14 protein-coding genes are annotated in these 16244 nt (G+C 75.0%); 2 read left to right on the top strand and 12 right to left on the bottom strand.

Translation table 11 applies throughout. The annotated features are described in order from the left end of the window. The 5 genes from dapB to H7K62_RS19975 form a co-directional block, all read right to left on the bottom strand. Positions 1–774, bottom strand: coding sequence for a 4-hydroxy-tetrahydrodipicolinate reductase (dapB, locus tag H7K62_RS19955; RefSeq protein ID WP_370591869.1), 774 nt, complete (start codon positions 772–774; stop codon positions 1–3). Further along, a complete protein-coding gene (locus H7K62_RS19960; protein ID WP_186721937.1) occupies positions 771–2138 on the bottom strand; it encodes a M16 family metallopeptidase in 1368 nt (455 codons plus the stop codon). Before H7K62_RS19960 ends, dapB begins: the two co-directional genes overlap by 4 nt. 17 nt (positions 2139–2155) lie before the next feature. Next, on the bottom strand, positions 2156–4384 hold the full coding sequence (locus H7K62_RS19965) for a polyribonucleotide nucleotidyltransferase (protein ID WP_186721939.1): 2229 nt from the start codon (positions 4382–4384) through the stop codon (positions 2156–2158). Between the two features lie 224 nt (positions 4385–4608). Further along, a complete protein-coding gene (gene rpsO / locus H7K62_RS19970) occupies positions 4609–4878 on the bottom strand; it encodes a 30S ribosomal protein S15 (protein ID WP_186721947.1) in 270 nt (89 codons plus the stop codon). 129 nt (positions 4879–5007) lie between these two features. After that, complete coding sequence (locus H7K62_RS19975; protein WP_186721949.1) at positions 5008–6030, bottom strand: bifunctional riboflavin kinase/FAD synthetase; 1023 nt, start codon at positions 6028–6030, stop codon at positions 5008–5010. Positions 6031–6125: 95 nt separating this feature from the next. Here H7K62_RS19975 and H7K62_RS19980 point away from each other — a divergent pair, with 95 nt between their 5' ends. Further along, entirely contained in the window at positions 6126–6308 is a 183-nt protein-coding gene (locus H7K62_RS19980; protein WP_186721951.1) for a hypothetical protein, read from the top strand. A gap of 101 nt (positions 6309–6409) precedes the next feature. Here H7K62_RS19980 and H7K62_RS19985 read toward each other — a convergent pair whose 3' ends face one another. From H7K62_RS19985 to truB, 4 genes are all read right to left on the bottom strand, one after another. Further along, positions 6410–6805: a DUF779 domain-containing protein gene (locus tag H7K62_RS19985; protein WP_186721953.1), complete on the bottom strand. Its 396-nt coding sequence runs from the start codon at positions 6803–6805 to the stop codon at positions 6410–6412. A gap of 10 nt (positions 6806–6815) precedes the next feature. Continuing rightward, positions 6816–8333: an aldehyde dehydrogenase gene (gene adh / locus H7K62_RS19990; protein WP_186721954.1), complete on the bottom strand. Its 1518-nt coding sequence runs from the start codon at positions 8331–8333 to the stop codon at positions 6816–6818. Between the two features lie 115 nt (positions 8334–8448). Beyond that, positions 8449–9672: a helix-turn-helix domain-containing protein gene (locus H7K62_RS19995; protein WP_186721956.1), complete on the bottom strand. Its 1224-nt coding sequence runs from the start codon at positions 9670–9672 to the stop codon at positions 8449–8451. 120 nt (positions 9673–9792) lie between these two features. Further along, positions 9793–10746: a tRNA pseudouridine(55) synthase TruB gene (truB, locus tag H7K62_RS20000; protein WP_186721958.1), complete on the bottom strand. Its 954-nt coding sequence runs from the start codon at positions 10744–10746 to the stop codon at positions 9793–9795. Between the two features lie 59 nt (positions 10747–10805). Between truB and H7K62_RS20005 the strand changes: the two genes are divergently transcribed. After that, a complete protein-coding gene (locus H7K62_RS20005) occupies positions 10806–12617 on the top strand; it encodes a putative bifunctional diguanylate cyclase/phosphodiesterase (RefSeq protein ID WP_186721960.1) in 1812 nt (603 codons plus the stop codon). Here H7K62_RS20005 and rbfA read toward each other — a convergent pair. From rbfA to infB, 3 genes are all read right to left on the bottom strand, one after another. Beyond that, positions 12614–13132: a 30S ribosome-binding factor RbfA gene (gene rbfA / locus H7K62_RS20010; RefSeq protein ID WP_186721962.1), complete on the bottom strand. Its 519-nt coding sequence runs from the start codon at positions 13130–13132 to the stop codon at positions 12614–12616. The genes H7K62_RS20005 and rbfA overlap by 4 nt on opposite strands. Before the next feature lie 41 nt (positions 13133–13173). Then, positions 13174–13464 (bottom strand): DUF503 domain-containing protein, encoded by a 291-nt coding sequence (locus H7K62_RS20015; protein ID WP_186721964.1) that lies wholly within the window; start codon positions 13462–13464, stop codon positions 13174–13176. Positions 13465–13556: 92 nt separating this feature from the next. Further along, on the bottom strand, positions 13557–16244 hold a 2688-nt coding region (gene infB / locus H7K62_RS20020), incomplete at its 5' end, for a translation initiation factor IF-2 (protein WP_186721966.1).

The raw sequence follows: 16244 nt of genomic DNA on the forward strand, positions 1-16244 counted from the left end.
TCACACGCCCAGCAGGTGATCGAGCCCCACGGTGAGGCCCGGCCGCTGGGCCACCTCGCGCACGGCCAGCAGCAGGCCGGGGGCGTAGGCGGTGCGGTCCGTGGCCTCGTGGCGCAGGATCAGCAGCTCGCCGTCGTTGCCCAGCCAGACCTCCTGGGCGGCCATGACGCCGGCCATGCGAAGGCTGTGCACGGGCACGCCCTCCACGGCGGCGCCGCGCGCGCCCTCCAGGCCCGAGCTGGTGGCGTCGGGGGCCGCCGGCGTCCCGGCCTCGCGGCGGGCGGCGGCCACCAGCTCCGCCGTGCGCACGGCGGTGCCGCTGGGCGCGTCGACCTTGGCGGGGTGGTGCGCCTCGAGCACCTCCACCGAGGTGAACCAGCGGGCGGCCTGCTGCGCGAAGCGGACCAGGAGCACCGCCCCGATCGCGAAGTTGGGGACGACGACGACGCCGATCCCCTCCGGCGCCTCCCGCAGCTGATCGCGCAGGCGGCCCAGCGCGGCCTCGTCCCAGCCGCTGGTGCCGACCACCACGTGCACGCCGGCGGCCACGAGGCCCGCGACGACGCCCGGGGAGGCCGAGGGCACCGACAGGTCCACGGCCACCTGCACACCGTGCTGGCGGGCCAGGGCCGCCGGGTCGTCCTGGCGCCCGGCCCGGGCGACCAGCTCGAGGTCGTCGGCGCCCTCGAGCGCGTCGCAGGCCATCCGGCCCATCTTCCCGCCGGCGCCCACCACCAGGACGCGCGTCGCGCCGCTGTCGGGTCGTCCGGTCACGGCGCCACCGGCACCGGGTCGGACTCGAACGGGCCGACCACGGTGAGGTGGTGCGGGGCCGCCCACAGCTCGGCCGCCAGCTGCTGGACGTCGTCGGCGGTGACCGAGGCCGCTCGGGCCAGGGCGTCCTCCAGGGACAGGTACTCACCGTGCACGAGCTCGGCCTTGCCCAGCCGCGACATCCGCGAGCCGGAGTCCTCCAGGGCCAGCACCGTGCCACCGCTGACCTGCCCGATGGCGCGCTGCAGCTCCCCGTCGCGCAGCCCGCCGGTGGCCAGCTGCTCCCACTCGTGGGCCAGCAGCTCCACCACCTGCGGCACGCGGCTCGGCGTGCATCCGGCGTAGAGGCCGAACAGCCCGGCGTCGGCGTACCCGGAGGAGAAGGAGTAGACGGAGTACGCCAGCCCGCGGCGCTCGCGCACCTCCTGGAACAGCCGGCTGCTCATGCCCCCGCCGAGGACGGCGTTGAGGACGGCGAGCACGTGCCGGCGCGGGTCTCCCGCGCGCAGCCCCGCGCCGCCGAGCACCACGTTGGCCTGCTCGGTGGGGCGGTCCACCGTGAGGACGGAGCCGCCGGGCAGCCCGTCCGCGATCCCCCGGTCCTGGCGGCCCCCGGCGGAGCGCCGCGGCAGCGGGGTGCGGGCGTCCTGGGGCCACCCGGCGCCCGCCAGCGCCGCGGAGACGGCGGCGCACACGGCGTCGTGGTCGAGGCCGCCGGCGGCGGTCACCACGAGCCCGGGCGCGGTGTAGTGCTGCTGGTAGTGCTCCCACACGGCGTCGCGGGGCACGTCGAGGATGGTCTGCGCGGTGCCGCCGATGGGGCGCCCCAGCGGGCTGTCGGCGCCGAAGACCTGCTCGGTGAAGCGCTCGTGGGCGACGTCGACAGGGTCGTCGTCGTTCATCGCCAGCTCCTCCAGGATCACCTGGCGCTCGCCCTCGAGGTCCTCGGGGTCGAGCGTGGCGGAGGTGACCATGTCGGCGATGACGTCCACCGCGAGCGGCAGGTCGGTGTCGAGGACCCGCGCGTAGTAGGTGGTGTGCTCCTTGCCGGTGGCGGCGTTGGACTCCCCGCCCACCGCGTCGAACGCCGAGGCGATGTCCAGGGCGGAGCGGTGGCGGGTGCCCTTGAAGAGCAGGTGCTCGAGGAAGTGCGTGGAGCCGTGGTGGCCGTCGGCCTCGTCGCGCGACCCGACGCCCACCCAGGCGCCCAGGGTCGCCGACCGCAGGCCGGGCACCGCCTCGGTGAGCACCCGAACGCCTCCGGCCAGGACGCTGCGGCGCACGGTGGCACCGTGTCCGTCAGCGTCCTGGCCGGAGAGGGTCAGGGTGCCCTCCTGCTCCAGGGGCAGGGGGACAGCCGTCATGTCAGCGGGTCAGTCCCTCAGATCGCCGCGGCCGGCGCGCTGTCGGCGGAGTCCGCGGCAGCCGCCGCCTCGTCGACCACCGGGGAGAGGCTGAGCTTGCCGCGCGGGTCGATCTCGGTGATCTCCACCTGGATCTTCTGGCCCACGGAGACCACGTCGTCCACGGACTCCACGCGCTTGCCGCCGGCCAGCGCGCGCATCTTGGAGATGTGCAGCAGGCCGTCCTTGCCCGGCGTCAGGGAGACGAAGGCGCCGAACGCGGTCGTCTTGACGACGGTGCCGACGTAGCGCTCCCCCACCTCGGGCATCTGCGGGTTGGCGATGGCGTTGATCGCGCTGCGCGCGGCCTCCGCCGACGGGCCGTCGACGGCGCCGATGTACACGGTGCCGTCGTCCTCGATGGAGATGTCGGCGCCGGTGTCGTCCTGGATCTGGTTGATCATCTTGCCCTTGGGGCCGATGACCTCGCCGATCTTGTCGACGGGGACCTTCACCGAGATGACGCGCGGGGCGGTGTCGGCCATCTCGTCGGGGCTGTCGATGGCCTCGGCCATCACCGACAGGATGTGCAGGCGGGCCTCGCGGGCCTGGGTCAGCGCGGACGCCAGCACCGAGGCGGGGATGCCGTCGAGCTTGGTGTCGAGCTGGATGGCCGTGACGAACTCGGAGGTGCCGGCCACCTTGAAGTCCATGTCACCGAACGCGTCCTCGGCGCCCAGGATGTCGGTGAGCGCCGCGTAGCGGGTCTCACCGTCCACCTCGGCGGAGACGAGGCCCATGGCGATGCCGGCGACGGGCGCGCGCAGCGGCACACCCGCGTTCAGCAGCGACATGGTGGACGCGCAGACCGAGCCCATCGAGGTGGAGCCGTTGGAGCCCAGCGCCTCGGAGACCTGGCGGATCGCGTAGGGGAACTCCTCGCGGCTCGGCAGCACCGGCATGAGCGCGCGCTCGGCCAGGGCGCCGTGGCCGATCTCGCGGCGCTTCGGGGAGCCGACGCGGCCGGTCTCGCCGGTGGAGAACGGCGGGAAGTTGTAGTTGTGCATGTAGCGCTTGCGCGTCACCGGCGAGAGGGTGTCGAGCTGCTGCTCCATGCGGAGCATGTTCAGCGTGGTGACGCCCAGGATCTGGGTCTCGCCGCGCTCGAACAGCGCCGAGCCGTGCACGCGCGGCAGCACGTCGACCTCGGCCGAGAGCTGGCGGATGTCGCGCAGGCCGCGGCCGTCGATGCGGGTGCCGTCGCGCAGGATCGACTGGCGCACGAGCGACTTGTTCAGCGAGCGGAAGGCGGCCGAGACCTCCTTCTCACGCCCCTCGAACTGGTCGGCCAGGGAGGACTGGACCTTCGCCTTGGCGGCGTCGGTGGCGGCCTCGCGCTCCTGCTTGTCGGCGATGGCCAGCGCGGCGGTCAGGTCCGCGGTGCCGGCGGCCTTCACGGCCTCGAGCACGTCGTCCTGGTAGTCCAGGAAGCGCGGGAACTCCACGGCCGGCTTCTGCGCGGCGGCGGCCAGCTCGGCCTGGGCGCGGCACAGCTCGGCGATGAAGGGCTTGGCGGCCTCGAGGCCCTGCGCGACGACCTCCTCGGTCGGCGCGGGGGCGCCCCCCTTGATGGCGTCCCAGGACGTCTCGGTGGCCTCGGCCTCGACCATCATGATCGCGACGTCGTCACCGACGACGCGGCCGGCCACGACCATGTCGAAGACGGCGCGCTCGATCTCGGAGTGGCGCGGGAAGGCGACCCACTGGCCGTCGATGAGGGCGACGCGGACGCCGCCGATCGGGCCGGAGAAGGGCAGGCCGCTCAGCTGGGTGGACGCGGAGGCCGCGTTGATGGCCAGCACGTCGTACGGGTCGTCCGGGTGCAGCGCGAGCACCGAGATGACCACCTGGACCTCGTTGCGCAGGCCGCTCACGAAGGAGGGGCGCAGCGGCCGGTCGATGAGGCGGCAGGTGAGGATCGCGTCGGTGCCGGGGCGGCCCTCGCGGCGGAAGAACGAGCCGGGGATCTTCCCCGCGGCGTACATCCGCTCCTCGACGTCGACGGTGAGCGGGAAGAAGTCGAAGCCGTCGCGCGGGTGCTTGCCGGCGGTGGTGGCGCTCAGCAGCATCGTCTCGCCGTCGAGGTAGGCGGCGACGGAGCCGGCGGCCTGCTTGGCGAGGCGCCCGGTCTCGAAGCGGACGGTGCGGGAGCCGAACGAGCCGTTGTCGAGGACGGCGGTGCTGGCGGAGATCTCGGGACCCTCCACGGGTTCCCTCTCTTTCTCTCGGTGGCGTTGACCACGCGGCGAGAGCGGGCGCTGACCGGCCATCGATCGAAGCCGCCGGTCCGCCACCGCTGGCGCTCTCGCGCCCGCGGAGGTTCCGGCGGCCACTGTCGAGGACCGGGCCTCGCGCGCACCGCCCCGTGGGATCTGGGACGTGGTTCTGGGACGTGCAGCGACCCCCGGCACCAGCCGGGGGTCGCGGGGGGTCAGCGGCGGATGCCGAGGCGCTCGATGAGCGTGCGGTACCGGTTGATGTCCGTCTTGGTCAGGTACTGCAGCAGCCGGCGGCGCTGGCCGACGAGCAGGAGCAGACCACGACGGCTGTGGTGGTCGTGCGGGTGCTCCTTGAAGTGCTCGGTCAGGTCCTTGATGCGCTGCGTCAGCATCGCGATCTGGACCTCCGGGGAGCCCGTGTCGCCCTCGGCCGTGGCGTACTCGGACATGATGCGCTGCTTGGTGGCGGCGTCGAGCGGCATGGTGGTGCTCCTCGCAGAGTCTCGTTGCGCGGCGCTCCGGGGCTGGTCCACCCGGGCTCTTGGGTCCGCGGCCGATCGAACGGCACCCCCATGCTACAGCCGTGTGAACGGCCGCCGGTCAGGGGCGCCTCAGCACTCCACCGGGTGCTCCGCCAGCACCTGGCGGCAGCGGACCACGTCGGCGTCCATCTGCTCCACCAGCGCCTCGACGGAGTCGAAGCGCAGCGTGGGCCGCAGGAGCTCGACGACGTCGACGCCCACGCGCTCCCCGTACAGGTCCAGCTGCGCGGAGGCCTCGCTGCCCACCAGGGCGTGCGCCTCCAGGCGGCGCTCCAGCCCGTCGAAGGTCGGGTTGGTGCCGATGGAGACCGCGGCCGGGAGCACCCGGCCGCCGCGCGCCGCGGCCTCGGCGTCGGAGACCCCGGCCAGGTCGAGCCGCACCAGCCACCCGGCGTACACCCCGTCCCCGGGGACGAGCACCCCCACCTGGCCGAGGTTGGCCGTGGGGTAGCCCAGCTCGCGGCCGCGGTGGTCGCCGTGCACCACGACGCCCTCCACCCGGTGCGGCCGGCCCAGCTGCTCGGCGGCGGCCGCCGCGTCCCCCGCGGTGAGCAGCTCGCGCACCCAGGACGAGCTCCAGCGGCGCTCGCCGTCGTCGTCCTGCGCGCCGTGGCCGTCACCGTGGACGTCCTCGAGGGCGACCGTCTCGAAGCCGTGGTCGCGCCCCAGGTCGCGCAGGCTGTCCAGCGAGCCCGCGCCGTTCCTGCCGAACCGGGCGTCCCGCCCGGCGCAGACCACCGAGGCGCCCAGCGCGCCCACCATGACGTCGGCCACGAAGCGCTCCGGCGGCCACGAGGCGAGCTCGGCGGTGAAGGGCAGCACGAGGACGGCGTCCAGGCCGGTCTCCTCGAGCAGCTCCAGCTTGCGGCGCAGCGTGGTGAGCAGCGGGGGCGCCGCCTGCGGGCGCAGCACCGCGAGCGGGTGCGGCTCGAACGTCACGGCCACCGCCTGCGCCCCGAGCGCGCGCGCCCGGGCCACCACGGCCCGCAGCACGCTGGTGTGGCCGCGGTGGACGCCGTCGAAGTTGCCGAGCGCCACCACGGAGGGGCCGAAGCCCGCCGGGACCTCCTCGAGGCCAGACCACCGCTGCACGCCGACAGTCTGGACGCCGCTCCGGCGGACCCGCCCACGGGGGCCGCCGGAGCGCTCGGGGTGCGCGGCGGGCAGGACCGGCCGATCATGGGTCGATGGCCGGCATCCTCGACAAGCTCACCCGCTTCGCCCGCAGCCCGAAGGGCCAGCGCGCCATCGGCACGGCCTCCCGCAAGGCGCAGGAGTACGCCAGCAGGCCGGAGAACCGCGCGAAGATCGGCAAGCTCGCCTCCCGCTTCGGCGGTCGCGGAGGCTCCGGGGGCAGCACCCCCCGCTGAGCCCCGCTGGCACACGCGCCGGACCCCGTCCGGTGACCACGCAGAAGACCCGCACCCCCGAGCCCGGGGTGCGGGTCTTCTGCGCGTCGGCGGCGGAGGGGTCAGCTGCTCCCCCGACCCGGCTCGGCCAGCGCCACCTCGGCGTCGGTGAGCAGCCGCGAGCGGATGAGGAACCTCACGCCCTCGGGGGCCTCGAGGCTGAACCCCGCCCCGCGCCCCTTCACCACGTCCACCGTGAGGTGGGTGTGCCGCCAGTACTCGTACTGGGACGCCGACATCCAGAACGGCGCCCCGGCCACCTCCCCCAGCAGCACGTCGGCCTCGGAGGTGATGAAGTCGCCGTCGGGGAAGCACATCGGCGACGACCCGTCGCAGCAGCCGCCGGACTGGTGGAACATCACGGGCCCGTGCTGCTCGACCAGCTGCGCGACCAGGGCCGCCGCCTCGGGGGTGATGTCCACCCGCGAGGCGGCGGTCGCTCCTGGACCTGAGCTCATCGTCCGCCTGTCAGAAGAAGCCGAGCTTGTCCGGCGAGTAGCTGACCAGCATGTTCTTGGTCTGCTGGTAGTGGTCGAGCATCATCTTGTGGTTCTCGCGGCCGATGCCGGACTGCTTGTAGCCGCCGAAGGCCGCGTGGGCCGGGTAGGCGTGGTAGTTGTTCACCCACACCCGTCCCGCCTGGATGCCGCGGCCCAGCCGGTAGGCGGTGTTCGCGTCGCGGGTCCACACCCCGGCGCCCAGGCCGTAGAGGGTGTCGTTGGCGATCCGCAGCGCGTCGTCCTCGTCGGAGAACCGGGTCACCGAGACCACGGGGCCGAAGATCTCCTCCTGGAAGATCCGCATCGAGTTGGTGCCCTCGAAGATGGTCGGCTCGACGTAGTAGCCGTCGGGCAGGCCCTCCACGGTCCGCTTCCCGCCGCCGGTGCGCACCGTGGCGCCCTCGTCGCGGCCGATCTGCAGGTAGCTGAGGATCTTCTCCTGCTGGTCGTTGCTGGCCTGCGCGCCGATCATCGTGGCGGTGTCGAGCGGGTCGCCGGAGACGATGGCCTCCACGCGCTTCGTGGCGCGCTCCATGAACTCGTCGTAGATGGACTCGTGCACCAGCGCCCGCGACGGGCAGGTGCAGACCTCGCCCTGGTTGAGCGCGAACATCGTGAAGCCCTCGAGCGCCTTGTCGAGGAAGGCGTCGTCAGCGGCCATGACGTCCGGCATGAAGACGTTGGGGCTCTTGCCGCCCAGCTCCAGGGTCACCGGGATGAGGTTCTGCGAGGCGTACTGCATGATCAGCCGCCCCGTGGTGGTCTCCCCGGTGAAGGCGACCTTCGCGATCCGGTCCGAGCTCGCCAGCGGCTTGCCCGCCTCGGCGCCGAAGCCGTTGACCACGTTGAGCACGCCGTCGGGCAGCAGGTCGCCGATGATCTCGACCACCTTGAGGATCGACCACGGGGTCTGCTCGGCGGGCTTGAGCACCACGCAGTTGCCCGCCGCGAGCGCCGGGGCCAGCTTCCACACGGCCATGAGGATCGGGAAGTTCCAGGGGATGATCTGCCCGACCACGCCCAGCGGCTCGTGGAAGTGGTAGGCCACCGTGGAGTCGTCGATGGGCGAGATGCCGCCCTCCTGGGCGCGGATGGCGCCGGCGAAGTAGCGGAAGTGGTCCACCGCCAGCGGCAGGTCCGCGTTGAGCGTCTCGCGGACCGCCTTGCCGTTCTCCCAGCACTCGGCGACGGCGAGCTCCTCGAGGTGCTCCTCGATGCGGTCGGCGATCTTGTTGAGGATGTTGGCGCGCTGCGCGGGGCTGGTGCGGCCCCAGGTCTGGGCGACGCCGTGGGCGGCCTCGAGGGCCAGGTCGACGTCGGCCTTGGTGGAGCGCGCGACGTGGGTGAAGACGTGCCCGGTGACGGGCGAGGGGTTGTCGAAGTACCGGCCCTCCACCGGCGGGACCCACTTGCCGCCGATGTAGTTGTCGTAGCGCTCCTCGTAGCTGACGAGAGCGCCCTCGGTGCCGGGCTGGGCGTAGGCCATGGCGAACCTCCTGCTCGACCTCAGTGTCGTGCTCCCCGGGAGGGGATGCCCCGATGCTCGTCCGGAGGCGGTTGGCGGCTGGTTGGTCGCTCGGCCGGTCGGCTCGGCGGTGGGCTCAGAGGTCGGCGACGGCCAGGCGGGCGGCGAGCAGCGCCCGTGACGGCTCACCGGCGGGGGCGGCCGCCAGGGCCGCGGCGAGCACCTCGGAGTCCCAGGGGCAGGTGCGCGCCCAGCGCAGGGCGGCCTCGGCGGCGGGGTCGGCGAGCAGCGCCTCGCGCACAGCGCACGTGACGTAGCTGGCGGTCTGGCGGAGCTCGGGTGACTCGGTGCCCGCCAGGAGGTCGCCGCCGTAGTGCTCGGCCGCGGCGGTCGGCTCGCCCTGCGCGACGGCGTCCAGCACGGCGTCGACGTCGGTGCGCACCGGCAGCGCCAGCCGGTAGGGCCGTGAGGTGAGGGCGCCTCCGAGCGCGGCCCGCACGTGGCTGACCTCGGCCTTGAGCGTGGAGGTGGTGACGGGGGCGTCCCCGTACAGGGAGGCGTGCAGCTCGGGCAGCGAGAGCCCCTCGGGGTGCAGCGCCAGCAGGGCGAGCACCTCCAGCTGGCGCCGGGTCAGCGCGAGGCGCCGCCCGCCGAGGCGGGCCTCCCCCGCCCCGAGCAGCCGCAGCTCCAGCACCGGCTGCTCGGCGCCGCGGTCGGCCGGTGCGGGCTGGCCCGTGGAGGCGGCGTGCTGCACCAGCTGCGCCAGCGCCCCCGCGGTGGCCGGTCCCAGCGGCTGCGCCCGGTCCCAGGTGGTGGACAGGTCGACGACGCCGAGCGCGCGCCCGGTGCGCTCGTCGTAGACCGGCGCCGCCCAGCACACCCACCCCTCGACGGCGTGGGCGAAGTGCTCGGCCGACCACACCGTGGACAGCGACCCGGTGCGCAGCGCGAGGTCGAGGGCGTTGGTGCCCACGCTGGCCTCGTCCCACCGGCCTCCGGGGGCGAACCCCACGGACTCGGCGCGGCGGCGCATCACGCGTCCGGCGGAGGTCCACAGGATGCGCGCGGAGGCGTCGGTGACGGCGACGACGAGGTCGCCGTCCTCGGCGGCGCGGGCCAGCTGCGGGCCCATGACGCGCACGGCGTGCTGCAGCGGGGAGCCGCGCCAGGCGCGCTCGACGTCGTCGGGGTCGGCCATGGGCGCCACGTCGAGGTCGGGGGCGACCGTGGCCGCCGACCGCGCCCAGCTGGCGCGGATCTCCTCGCGGACCGCCGCCGGGCCCGGGACGGAGGTCCGCAGGCCCCCGCGCGCCGAGGCGATCTCAGCGCGGCGCCGACGCGCCTCCACCGTCACCGTCACAGGGCCTCCCCCGCAGCTGCCGCCCGGCGTCCTCGCGCGTGCGTGGTGCCAGGGTAGGCACGCGCGGCGCGTGGTCGCCAGGGCCGGTCAGGCGGTGGGCCGGCGAGCGGGTGGCAGCCGTCAGCCCACCTCGGCCGGGTCCGCCAGCACGAGCACGGGGCGGATCGCGCCGTCGCGCTCCTCCACCAGCGCCACGAGGCGGTCCCCGGGGCCGAGCACGGCCACCGGGCCCTGCGCCCCGGGGGGCACGGGCAGCTGGCCGGCGGCCAGCCGCTGGCCCATCGCCAGGCGCCGGGCGAGCGCGTCGTCGGCCTCGGCCACCGGGAAGACGCGCCGGGCGGCGTCGGCCAGGCCCAGCAGGTGCGGCGCGGCGCCGTCCTCCACGAGGCGGTCCAGGGGCACGGCGGCGGCCTCGGCGAAGGTGCCGACGCGGGTGCGCCGCAGCGCGGTGAGCGACCCGCCCACCCCGAGGGCGGCGCCGGCGTCCCGGGCCAGGGCCCGCACGTAGGTCCCCGAGCTGACCACCACGCGGACGTCGGCGTCCACGGCGGCCACCTCGGGCGCCCGCTCGTCCCGGGCGGGACGGACGTCGAGCACCTCGAAGGCGCTCACCACCACGGGGCGCGCGGCCAGCACCACCTCCTGGCCGGCGCGGACCAGTGCGTGCGCGCGCTGGCCGTCCACCTTCTTGGCGCTGACCGTGCTGGGCACCTGGTCGAGGTGGCCGGTGAGCGCGGCCGCCGCCCGCTCGACGTCGGCCCTGGTCAGGTGGGCGGCGTCGGTGCGGGCCAGGACGTCGCCGTCGGCGTCGTCGGTGTGGGTCGCCACCCCGAACCGCATCGTGGCCAGGTACTCCTTCTCCGCCCCCACCAGGTGCGTCAGCAGCCGCGTGGCCCGCTCCACCCCCACCAGGAGCACGCCGGTGGCGCCCGGGTCCAGGGTGCCGGCGTGGCCGACGCGCCGGGTCCCGGCGGCACGCCGCACCCGCGAGACGACGTCGTGGCTGGTCATCCCCGCCGGCTTGTCGACGACGACGAGGCCGCTCGGGGCGGGTCCGCTGCGGCGCTGCTGCACGCCGCCAGCCTCCCAGGCCGGCTGCTCCCTCCTCCGGACGGGTGGAGGCACCAGGGACCTTGGTCCCGACCCGGACCGCCCCGCTGGAGGGCTCGGCCCGCGCCGCCGATGCCCCGGACGTGGAGAGCATCTCGCCCGTGCGGCGCTGGCGCCGCGGTGGTCTCGTGGCCCCGTGGGTGCTCGCGCGCACCACGGGCAGCCTGTACGTGGCGGGGGGCCTGGCCGTGCTGCTGGCAGCGCTGGCGGACCCCGCCCGCAGCCTCGCCCTCTTCGCGGTGGCCGGGGTCGCGACGGCCACGGGCCTGGTCGTCCTGCGGCACGGGCAGCGGCTGCGGTCGCTGGCGTTCCACGCCCTGGTGACCTCGGGCACGGCCCTCATCACGGCCGTGGTGCTCACCGCGCCGAGCACCACCACGGCGCTGGCGCTGGCCAGCACCTACACGTTCGTGGCGATCGACGTCTTCTACTACTTCGCCGGCGCCGAGGCCCTGCTCCAGCTGGCGCTGCTGGTGGTCGCGAGCAGCGCCGCGCTGCACGAGCGGACGCTGCCGTGGGTGGTGGTGACCGGGTTCCTCGTGCTGCTGGGCGCGGTGGCGCTGGTGATCGGCGACCTCGCCGGACGCGCGGCGCGGGCGGACCACGACGCCCTGACCGGCCTGCTGAACCGCCGGGGGTTCGACGAGGCCCTCGAGCGCCGCCTCGAGGAGGCCACCCGCACGGGGGCGCCGATGGCGGTGGCGCTGCTGGACGTCGACCACTTCAAGCGCGTCAACGACGCCCACGGCCACCAGGTGGGTGACGACCTGCTGCGCTCCCTGGCCCGCGGCCTGCAGCGGCGCCTGCCGAGCGGAGCCGTGGTGGGGCGGCTCGGCGGGGACGAGTTCGCGCTGGTGGTGCCCGGCTGGGGCGGCGACGCCACCCCGGCGGCGCTGGAGGACCTCGTGCGGGGGCTGGAGGCGTCGGTGTCGGCGGGCGTGGTGGTGGCGCTGCGCGCGGAGCCGCCCGGGGAGGTGCTGCGCCGTGCGGACGCCGCGCTCTATCGGGCCAAGAGCGGCGGCCGGGGGCGGGTGGTGCTCGGGGACGCCAGCACGGGTCACCTGGCGGGCGACCTCGCGGCGGCGCTGGTCGCGCCCGGAGGGGGCGGGCTGCGCGTGGTGCTGCAGCCGGTGGTCTCCGTGCGCAGCGGGCGCACCGCCGCGGTGGAGGCCCTCGCCCGCTGGGACCACGCGGGGCGGGGCCCGGTGCCCCCCTCGGAGTTCGTGCCGGTGGCCGAGGACGCGGGTCTGGTGCGGGCGCTGGGGGCCTTCGTCCTGCGCCGCGCCTGCGAGCAGGCCCGCGTCCTGCAGACCGGTCTCGACGAGCCGGTGCTGCTGACCGTGAACGCCAGCGGGCGCGAGCTCGTCGACGCCGACTACGCCGACGGGGTCCTCGCGGAGCTGCAGCGCTGCGGCTGGCCGGCGGAGCAGCTGGTGGTGGAGGTGACCGAGAGCGTGGTCGAGGGGGGTTCCAGCCCGGCCCTGGCGTCGCTGGAGCAGCTGCGCCGCCGGGGCGTGCGCGTGGCCGTCGACGACTTCGGCGCGGGCTACTCCACCTTCTCGCGCCTCGACGAGGTGCCCGCCGACTACCTGAAGATCGACGCGGCGCTGCTGTCGACGGCCACCACCTCACCGCGGCGCCGGGCGCTGGTCGAGGCCGTGCTCGGGGTGGCCGCGACGCTGGGCCTGGTGGCCATCGCCGAGGGGGTGGAGACCCCCGAGCAGGCGGGGCTGCTGCAGGCGCTCGGCTGCCCGCTGGCCCAGGGGTACTTCTACGGCAGGCCCGCCGACGCCGCCGACCTGCTGGCGGCGGCGCCGGTGGTGGACCCGGTCTAGCGCGCGGACCCGGCGCCGGGGGCGTTCTCGTCGTCGCTCTCGGCGTCGGCGTCGTCGCTCTCGTCGTCGTCGGCGCTCTCGTCGTCGTCGAGGTGCTCGGCCGGCTTGCGGTACGGGTCCTCGTCACCGGCGTACGCGGCGCCGGAGGCGAGGGCCGCGACCTCGGCGTCGCGCGCGGCGGTCTTGACGAGCACGTCGTCGAAGTGGGCCGAGGTCTCCGGCAGGGCGTCGGCGATGAACTCGAGCGTCGGGGTGAGGCGGACACCGGTCCGCCGGCCCACCTCCGAGCGCAGCACGCCCTTGGCGCTGGCCAGGGCCGCGGCCGTGCCGGCGCGCGCCTCGTCGTCGCCGTAGACGGTGTAGAAGACCGTCGCGTGCTGCAGGTCACCGGTCACCCGGGCGTCGGTGACGGTGATGAAGCCGAGGCGCGGGTCCTTGATGCGGCGCTCGAGGGTCTCGGCGACGACGACCTTGATGCGGTCGGCGAGCTTGCGGGCGCGTGCCGGGTCGGCCACGGCTACCTCCAGGTGGTTCGTGCTGCCCCGGGTGGGGCAGGTCAGTCGTCGTCGCTGTGGATCATGGTGTGCGCGGAGAGGACCTGCACCTCCGGGTCGTCGGCGACGACGCGCTCGGCGGCGTCCAGCACGCGCTGGACGTGGCCGACGTCGCCAGCGACGACGCCGACGGAGATCTCGGCCCTGCGGTGCAGGTCCTGGTGGCCGGTCTCCGCGGCGCTCACCTCCAGCCGCTTGAGCTGGGCCAGCAGCGGGCGCACCACGGCCCGCTTGTGCTTCAGGGAGTGGACGTCGCCGAGGAGCAGGTCGACGACGAGGGCGCCTACGTACATGCTCGGTCGCTCCGCTCGGAGAGCCCCCCGGTGATCATGGGCGTCCGCCACCTGCGAGGGTGGCGGACGCCCGTGACCACGGCCGGGAGGGGTCAGGCGCGGGGCTTCTCCCGCATCTCGAACGTCTCGATGACGTCGCCCTCCTTGATGTCGTTGAAGCTGCCCAGGCCGATGCCGCACTCGAAGCCGTCACGGACCTCGGTCGCGTCGTCCTTGAACCGCCGCAGCGACTCGATGGACAGGTCGTTGCCGACCACGACGCCGTCGCGGGTGAGGCGCGCCTTGGAGTTGCGGCGGATCGTGCCGCTGCGCACCAGCGAACCGGCGATGTTGCCGAACTTGGAGGAGCGGAACACCTCGCGCACCTCGGCGGTGCCGAGCTGCACCTCCTCGAACTCCGGCTTGAGGAGGCCGCGCAGGGCCTGCTCGACGTCGTCGATGGCCTGGTAGATCACCGAGTAGTAGCGCATGTCGATGCCCTCGCGCTCGGCCAGGTCGGCCACGCGCTCGGCAGGACGCACGTTGAACCCGATGATCACGGCGTTGTCGACCGTGGCCAGGTTGACGTCGTTCTGGGTGATGGCGCCCACGCCGCGGTGGATGATCCGCAGCTCGACGTCGTCGCTCACCTCGATGCCCAGCAGGGCGTCCTCGAGGGCCTCGACCGAGCCGGACCCGTCGCCCTTGATGATGAGGTTGAGGGTCTCGACCTTGCCGGCGGCGAGGGCCTCGTTGAGGTCCTCCAGGCTGATGCGCTTGCGGCGCTTGGCCAGGCTGGCGGCGCGGGCGGCCGACTCGCGGCGCTCGGCGATCTGGCGGGCCGTGCGGTCGTCCGGGGCCACCAGGAAGGTGTCGCCGGCGCCGGGCACGGCCGTGAGGCCGAGCACGAGGACGGGCCGGGAGGGCGTGGCCTCGTCGACCGTCTCGCCGTTCTCGTCGAGCATGGCGCGGACGCGGCCGAAGCCGTTGCCCGCCACGATCGCGTCGCCGACGCGCAGCGTGCCGGACTGGACCAGCACCGTGGCGACCGGACCGCGGCCCTTGTCGAGGTGGGCCTCGATGGCCACGCCGCGAGCGTCCTTGTCGGGGTTCGCCCGCATGTCGAGCGCCGCGTCGGCGGTGAGCAGGACGGCCTCGAGGAGGTCGTCGATGCCCTGCCGCTTCAGCGCGCTGATCGGCACGAACATGGTGTCGCCGCCGTACTGCTCGGCCACCAGGTTGTACTCGGTCAGCTGCTGCATGACCTTGTCGGGGTTCGCCCCCTCCTTGTCGACCTTGTTGACCGCCACCACGATCGGCACGCCAGCGGCCTGCGCGTGGTTGAGGGCCTCGATCGTCTGGGGCATCACGCCGTCGTCCGCCGCGACCACGAGGATCGCGATGTCCGTCACCTGGGCACCGCGGGCGCGCATGGCGGTGAACGCCTCGTGACCCGGGGTGTCGATGAAGGTGATGGCGCGGTCCTCACCCTCGTGCGTGGTGTGGACCTGGTAGGCGCCGATGGCCTGGGTGATGCCGCCGGCCTCGCCCGCCACCACGTCGGTGGAGCGGATCGCGTCGAGCAGCTTGGTCTTTCCGTGGTCGACGTGGCCCATGACGGTGACCACCGGAGGACGGGCCTCCAGGTCGTCGTCGTCCTCGGCCTCGAGCTCGGCGTCCAGGTCGATGTCGAAGCCGGCGAGCAGCTCGCGCTCCTCGTCCTCCGGCGACACGATCTGCACGTCGTAGCCCAGCTCGGAGCCGAGCAGGCGGAACGTGTCCTCGTCGAGGGACTGGGTGGCGGTGGCCATCTCACCGAGGTGGAACAGCACCGTGACCAGCGACGCGGGGTTGGCGTCGATGCGCTCGGCGAAGTCGGTCAGCGACGCGCCGCGGCGCAGCCGGATGACGGTGGTGCCGTCACCGCGGCGGACCTGCACGCCGCCGACGCTCGGGGCCTGCATGGCCTCGAACTCCTGGCGCTTCGCGCGCTTCGACTTGCGCCCGCGGACCGGACGGCCGCCGGAGCGGCCGAACGCGCCCTGGGTGCCGCCGCGACCGCGACCGCCCTTCCCGAAGCCACCACCGGCGGGGCCACCACCGGGACGGCCGGGAGCGCCACCGCCGCCGGGACCGCCCGGGCGACCGGGGCCGCCGGGACGCCCGGGAGCGCCACCGCGGGCGGGTGCGCCCGGACGGCCGACGCTGGAGCGGCCCGGCATCATGCCGGGGTTGGGGCGGGGACCACCCGGACGCGGACCGCCAGGACGGGGCCCACCCGGACGGTCGCCAGCACCCGCGGCGGGGGCGCCGGGAGCGCCGGCGGGACCACCCGGGGCCTGCGGACGCGGAGCGCCCGTGCGCATGCCCTGGCTGGAGGCGAAGGGGTTGTTGCCCGGACGCGGGGCGCCGGGACGCGGCGCACCGCCGCGCATGCCCTGGCTGGGGGCGAAGGGGTTGTTGCCCGGACGCGCGGGGGCGCCGGGACGGGGAGCGCCGGCGCCGGGGGCCGCGGGGGCACCCGGGCGCGGAGCGCCGCCACCGGGAGCGGGACGGCCCGGCGCGGCCGGGGCGCCCGGACGCGGGGCAGAGCCGCCGGGCGCGGGACGGCTGGGGGCCGGTGCGCTGGGGGCGGCGGGCGCGGCGGAGGCGGCCGCCGGGCGGGCGGCCGGAGCCGCGGGAGCGGCCGGCGACGGCGCCGCCGGACGCGCCGGAGAGGGCTGCGCCGCAGCGGGAGCGCTGGGGGCCGGCGCGGCGGGCCTGGGCCCACCCCGCGCGGCGTCCGGTGCTGCCGGTGTCGG

It is taken from the genome of Quadrisphaera sp. RL12-1S (genome assembly GCF_014270065.1).
Lineage (GTDB): Bacteria > Actinomycetota > Actinomycetes > Actinomycetales > Quadrisphaeraceae > Quadrisphaera.

Bases quoted from the DNA above. Each gene is read 5' to 3' on its own strand.
- adh (WP_186721954.1), bottom strand. From the start codon at position 8,333: ATGGCCTACGCCCAGCCCGGCACCGAGGGCGCTCTCGTCAGCTACGAG.
- H7K62_RS19960 (WP_186721937.1), bottom strand. From the start codon at position 2,138: ATGACGGCTGTCCCCCTGCCCCTGGAGCAGGAGGGCACCCTGACCCTC.
- H7K62_RS19980 (WP_186721951.1), top strand. From the start codon at position 6,126: ATGGCCGGCATCCTCGACAAGCTCACCCGCTTCGCCCGCAGCCCGAAG.
- H7K62_RS20015 (WP_186721964.1), bottom strand. From the start codon at position 13,464: ATGTACGTAGGCGCCCTCGTCGTCGACCTGCTCCTCGGCGACGTCCAC.
- H7K62_RS19985 (WP_186721953.1), bottom strand. From the start codon at position 6,805: ATGAGCTCAGGTCCAGGAGCGACCGCCGCCTCGCGGGTGGACATCACC.
- rpsO (WP_186721947.1), bottom strand. From the start codon at position 4,878: ATGCCGCTCGACGCCGCCACCAAGCAGCGCATCATGTCCGAGTACGCC.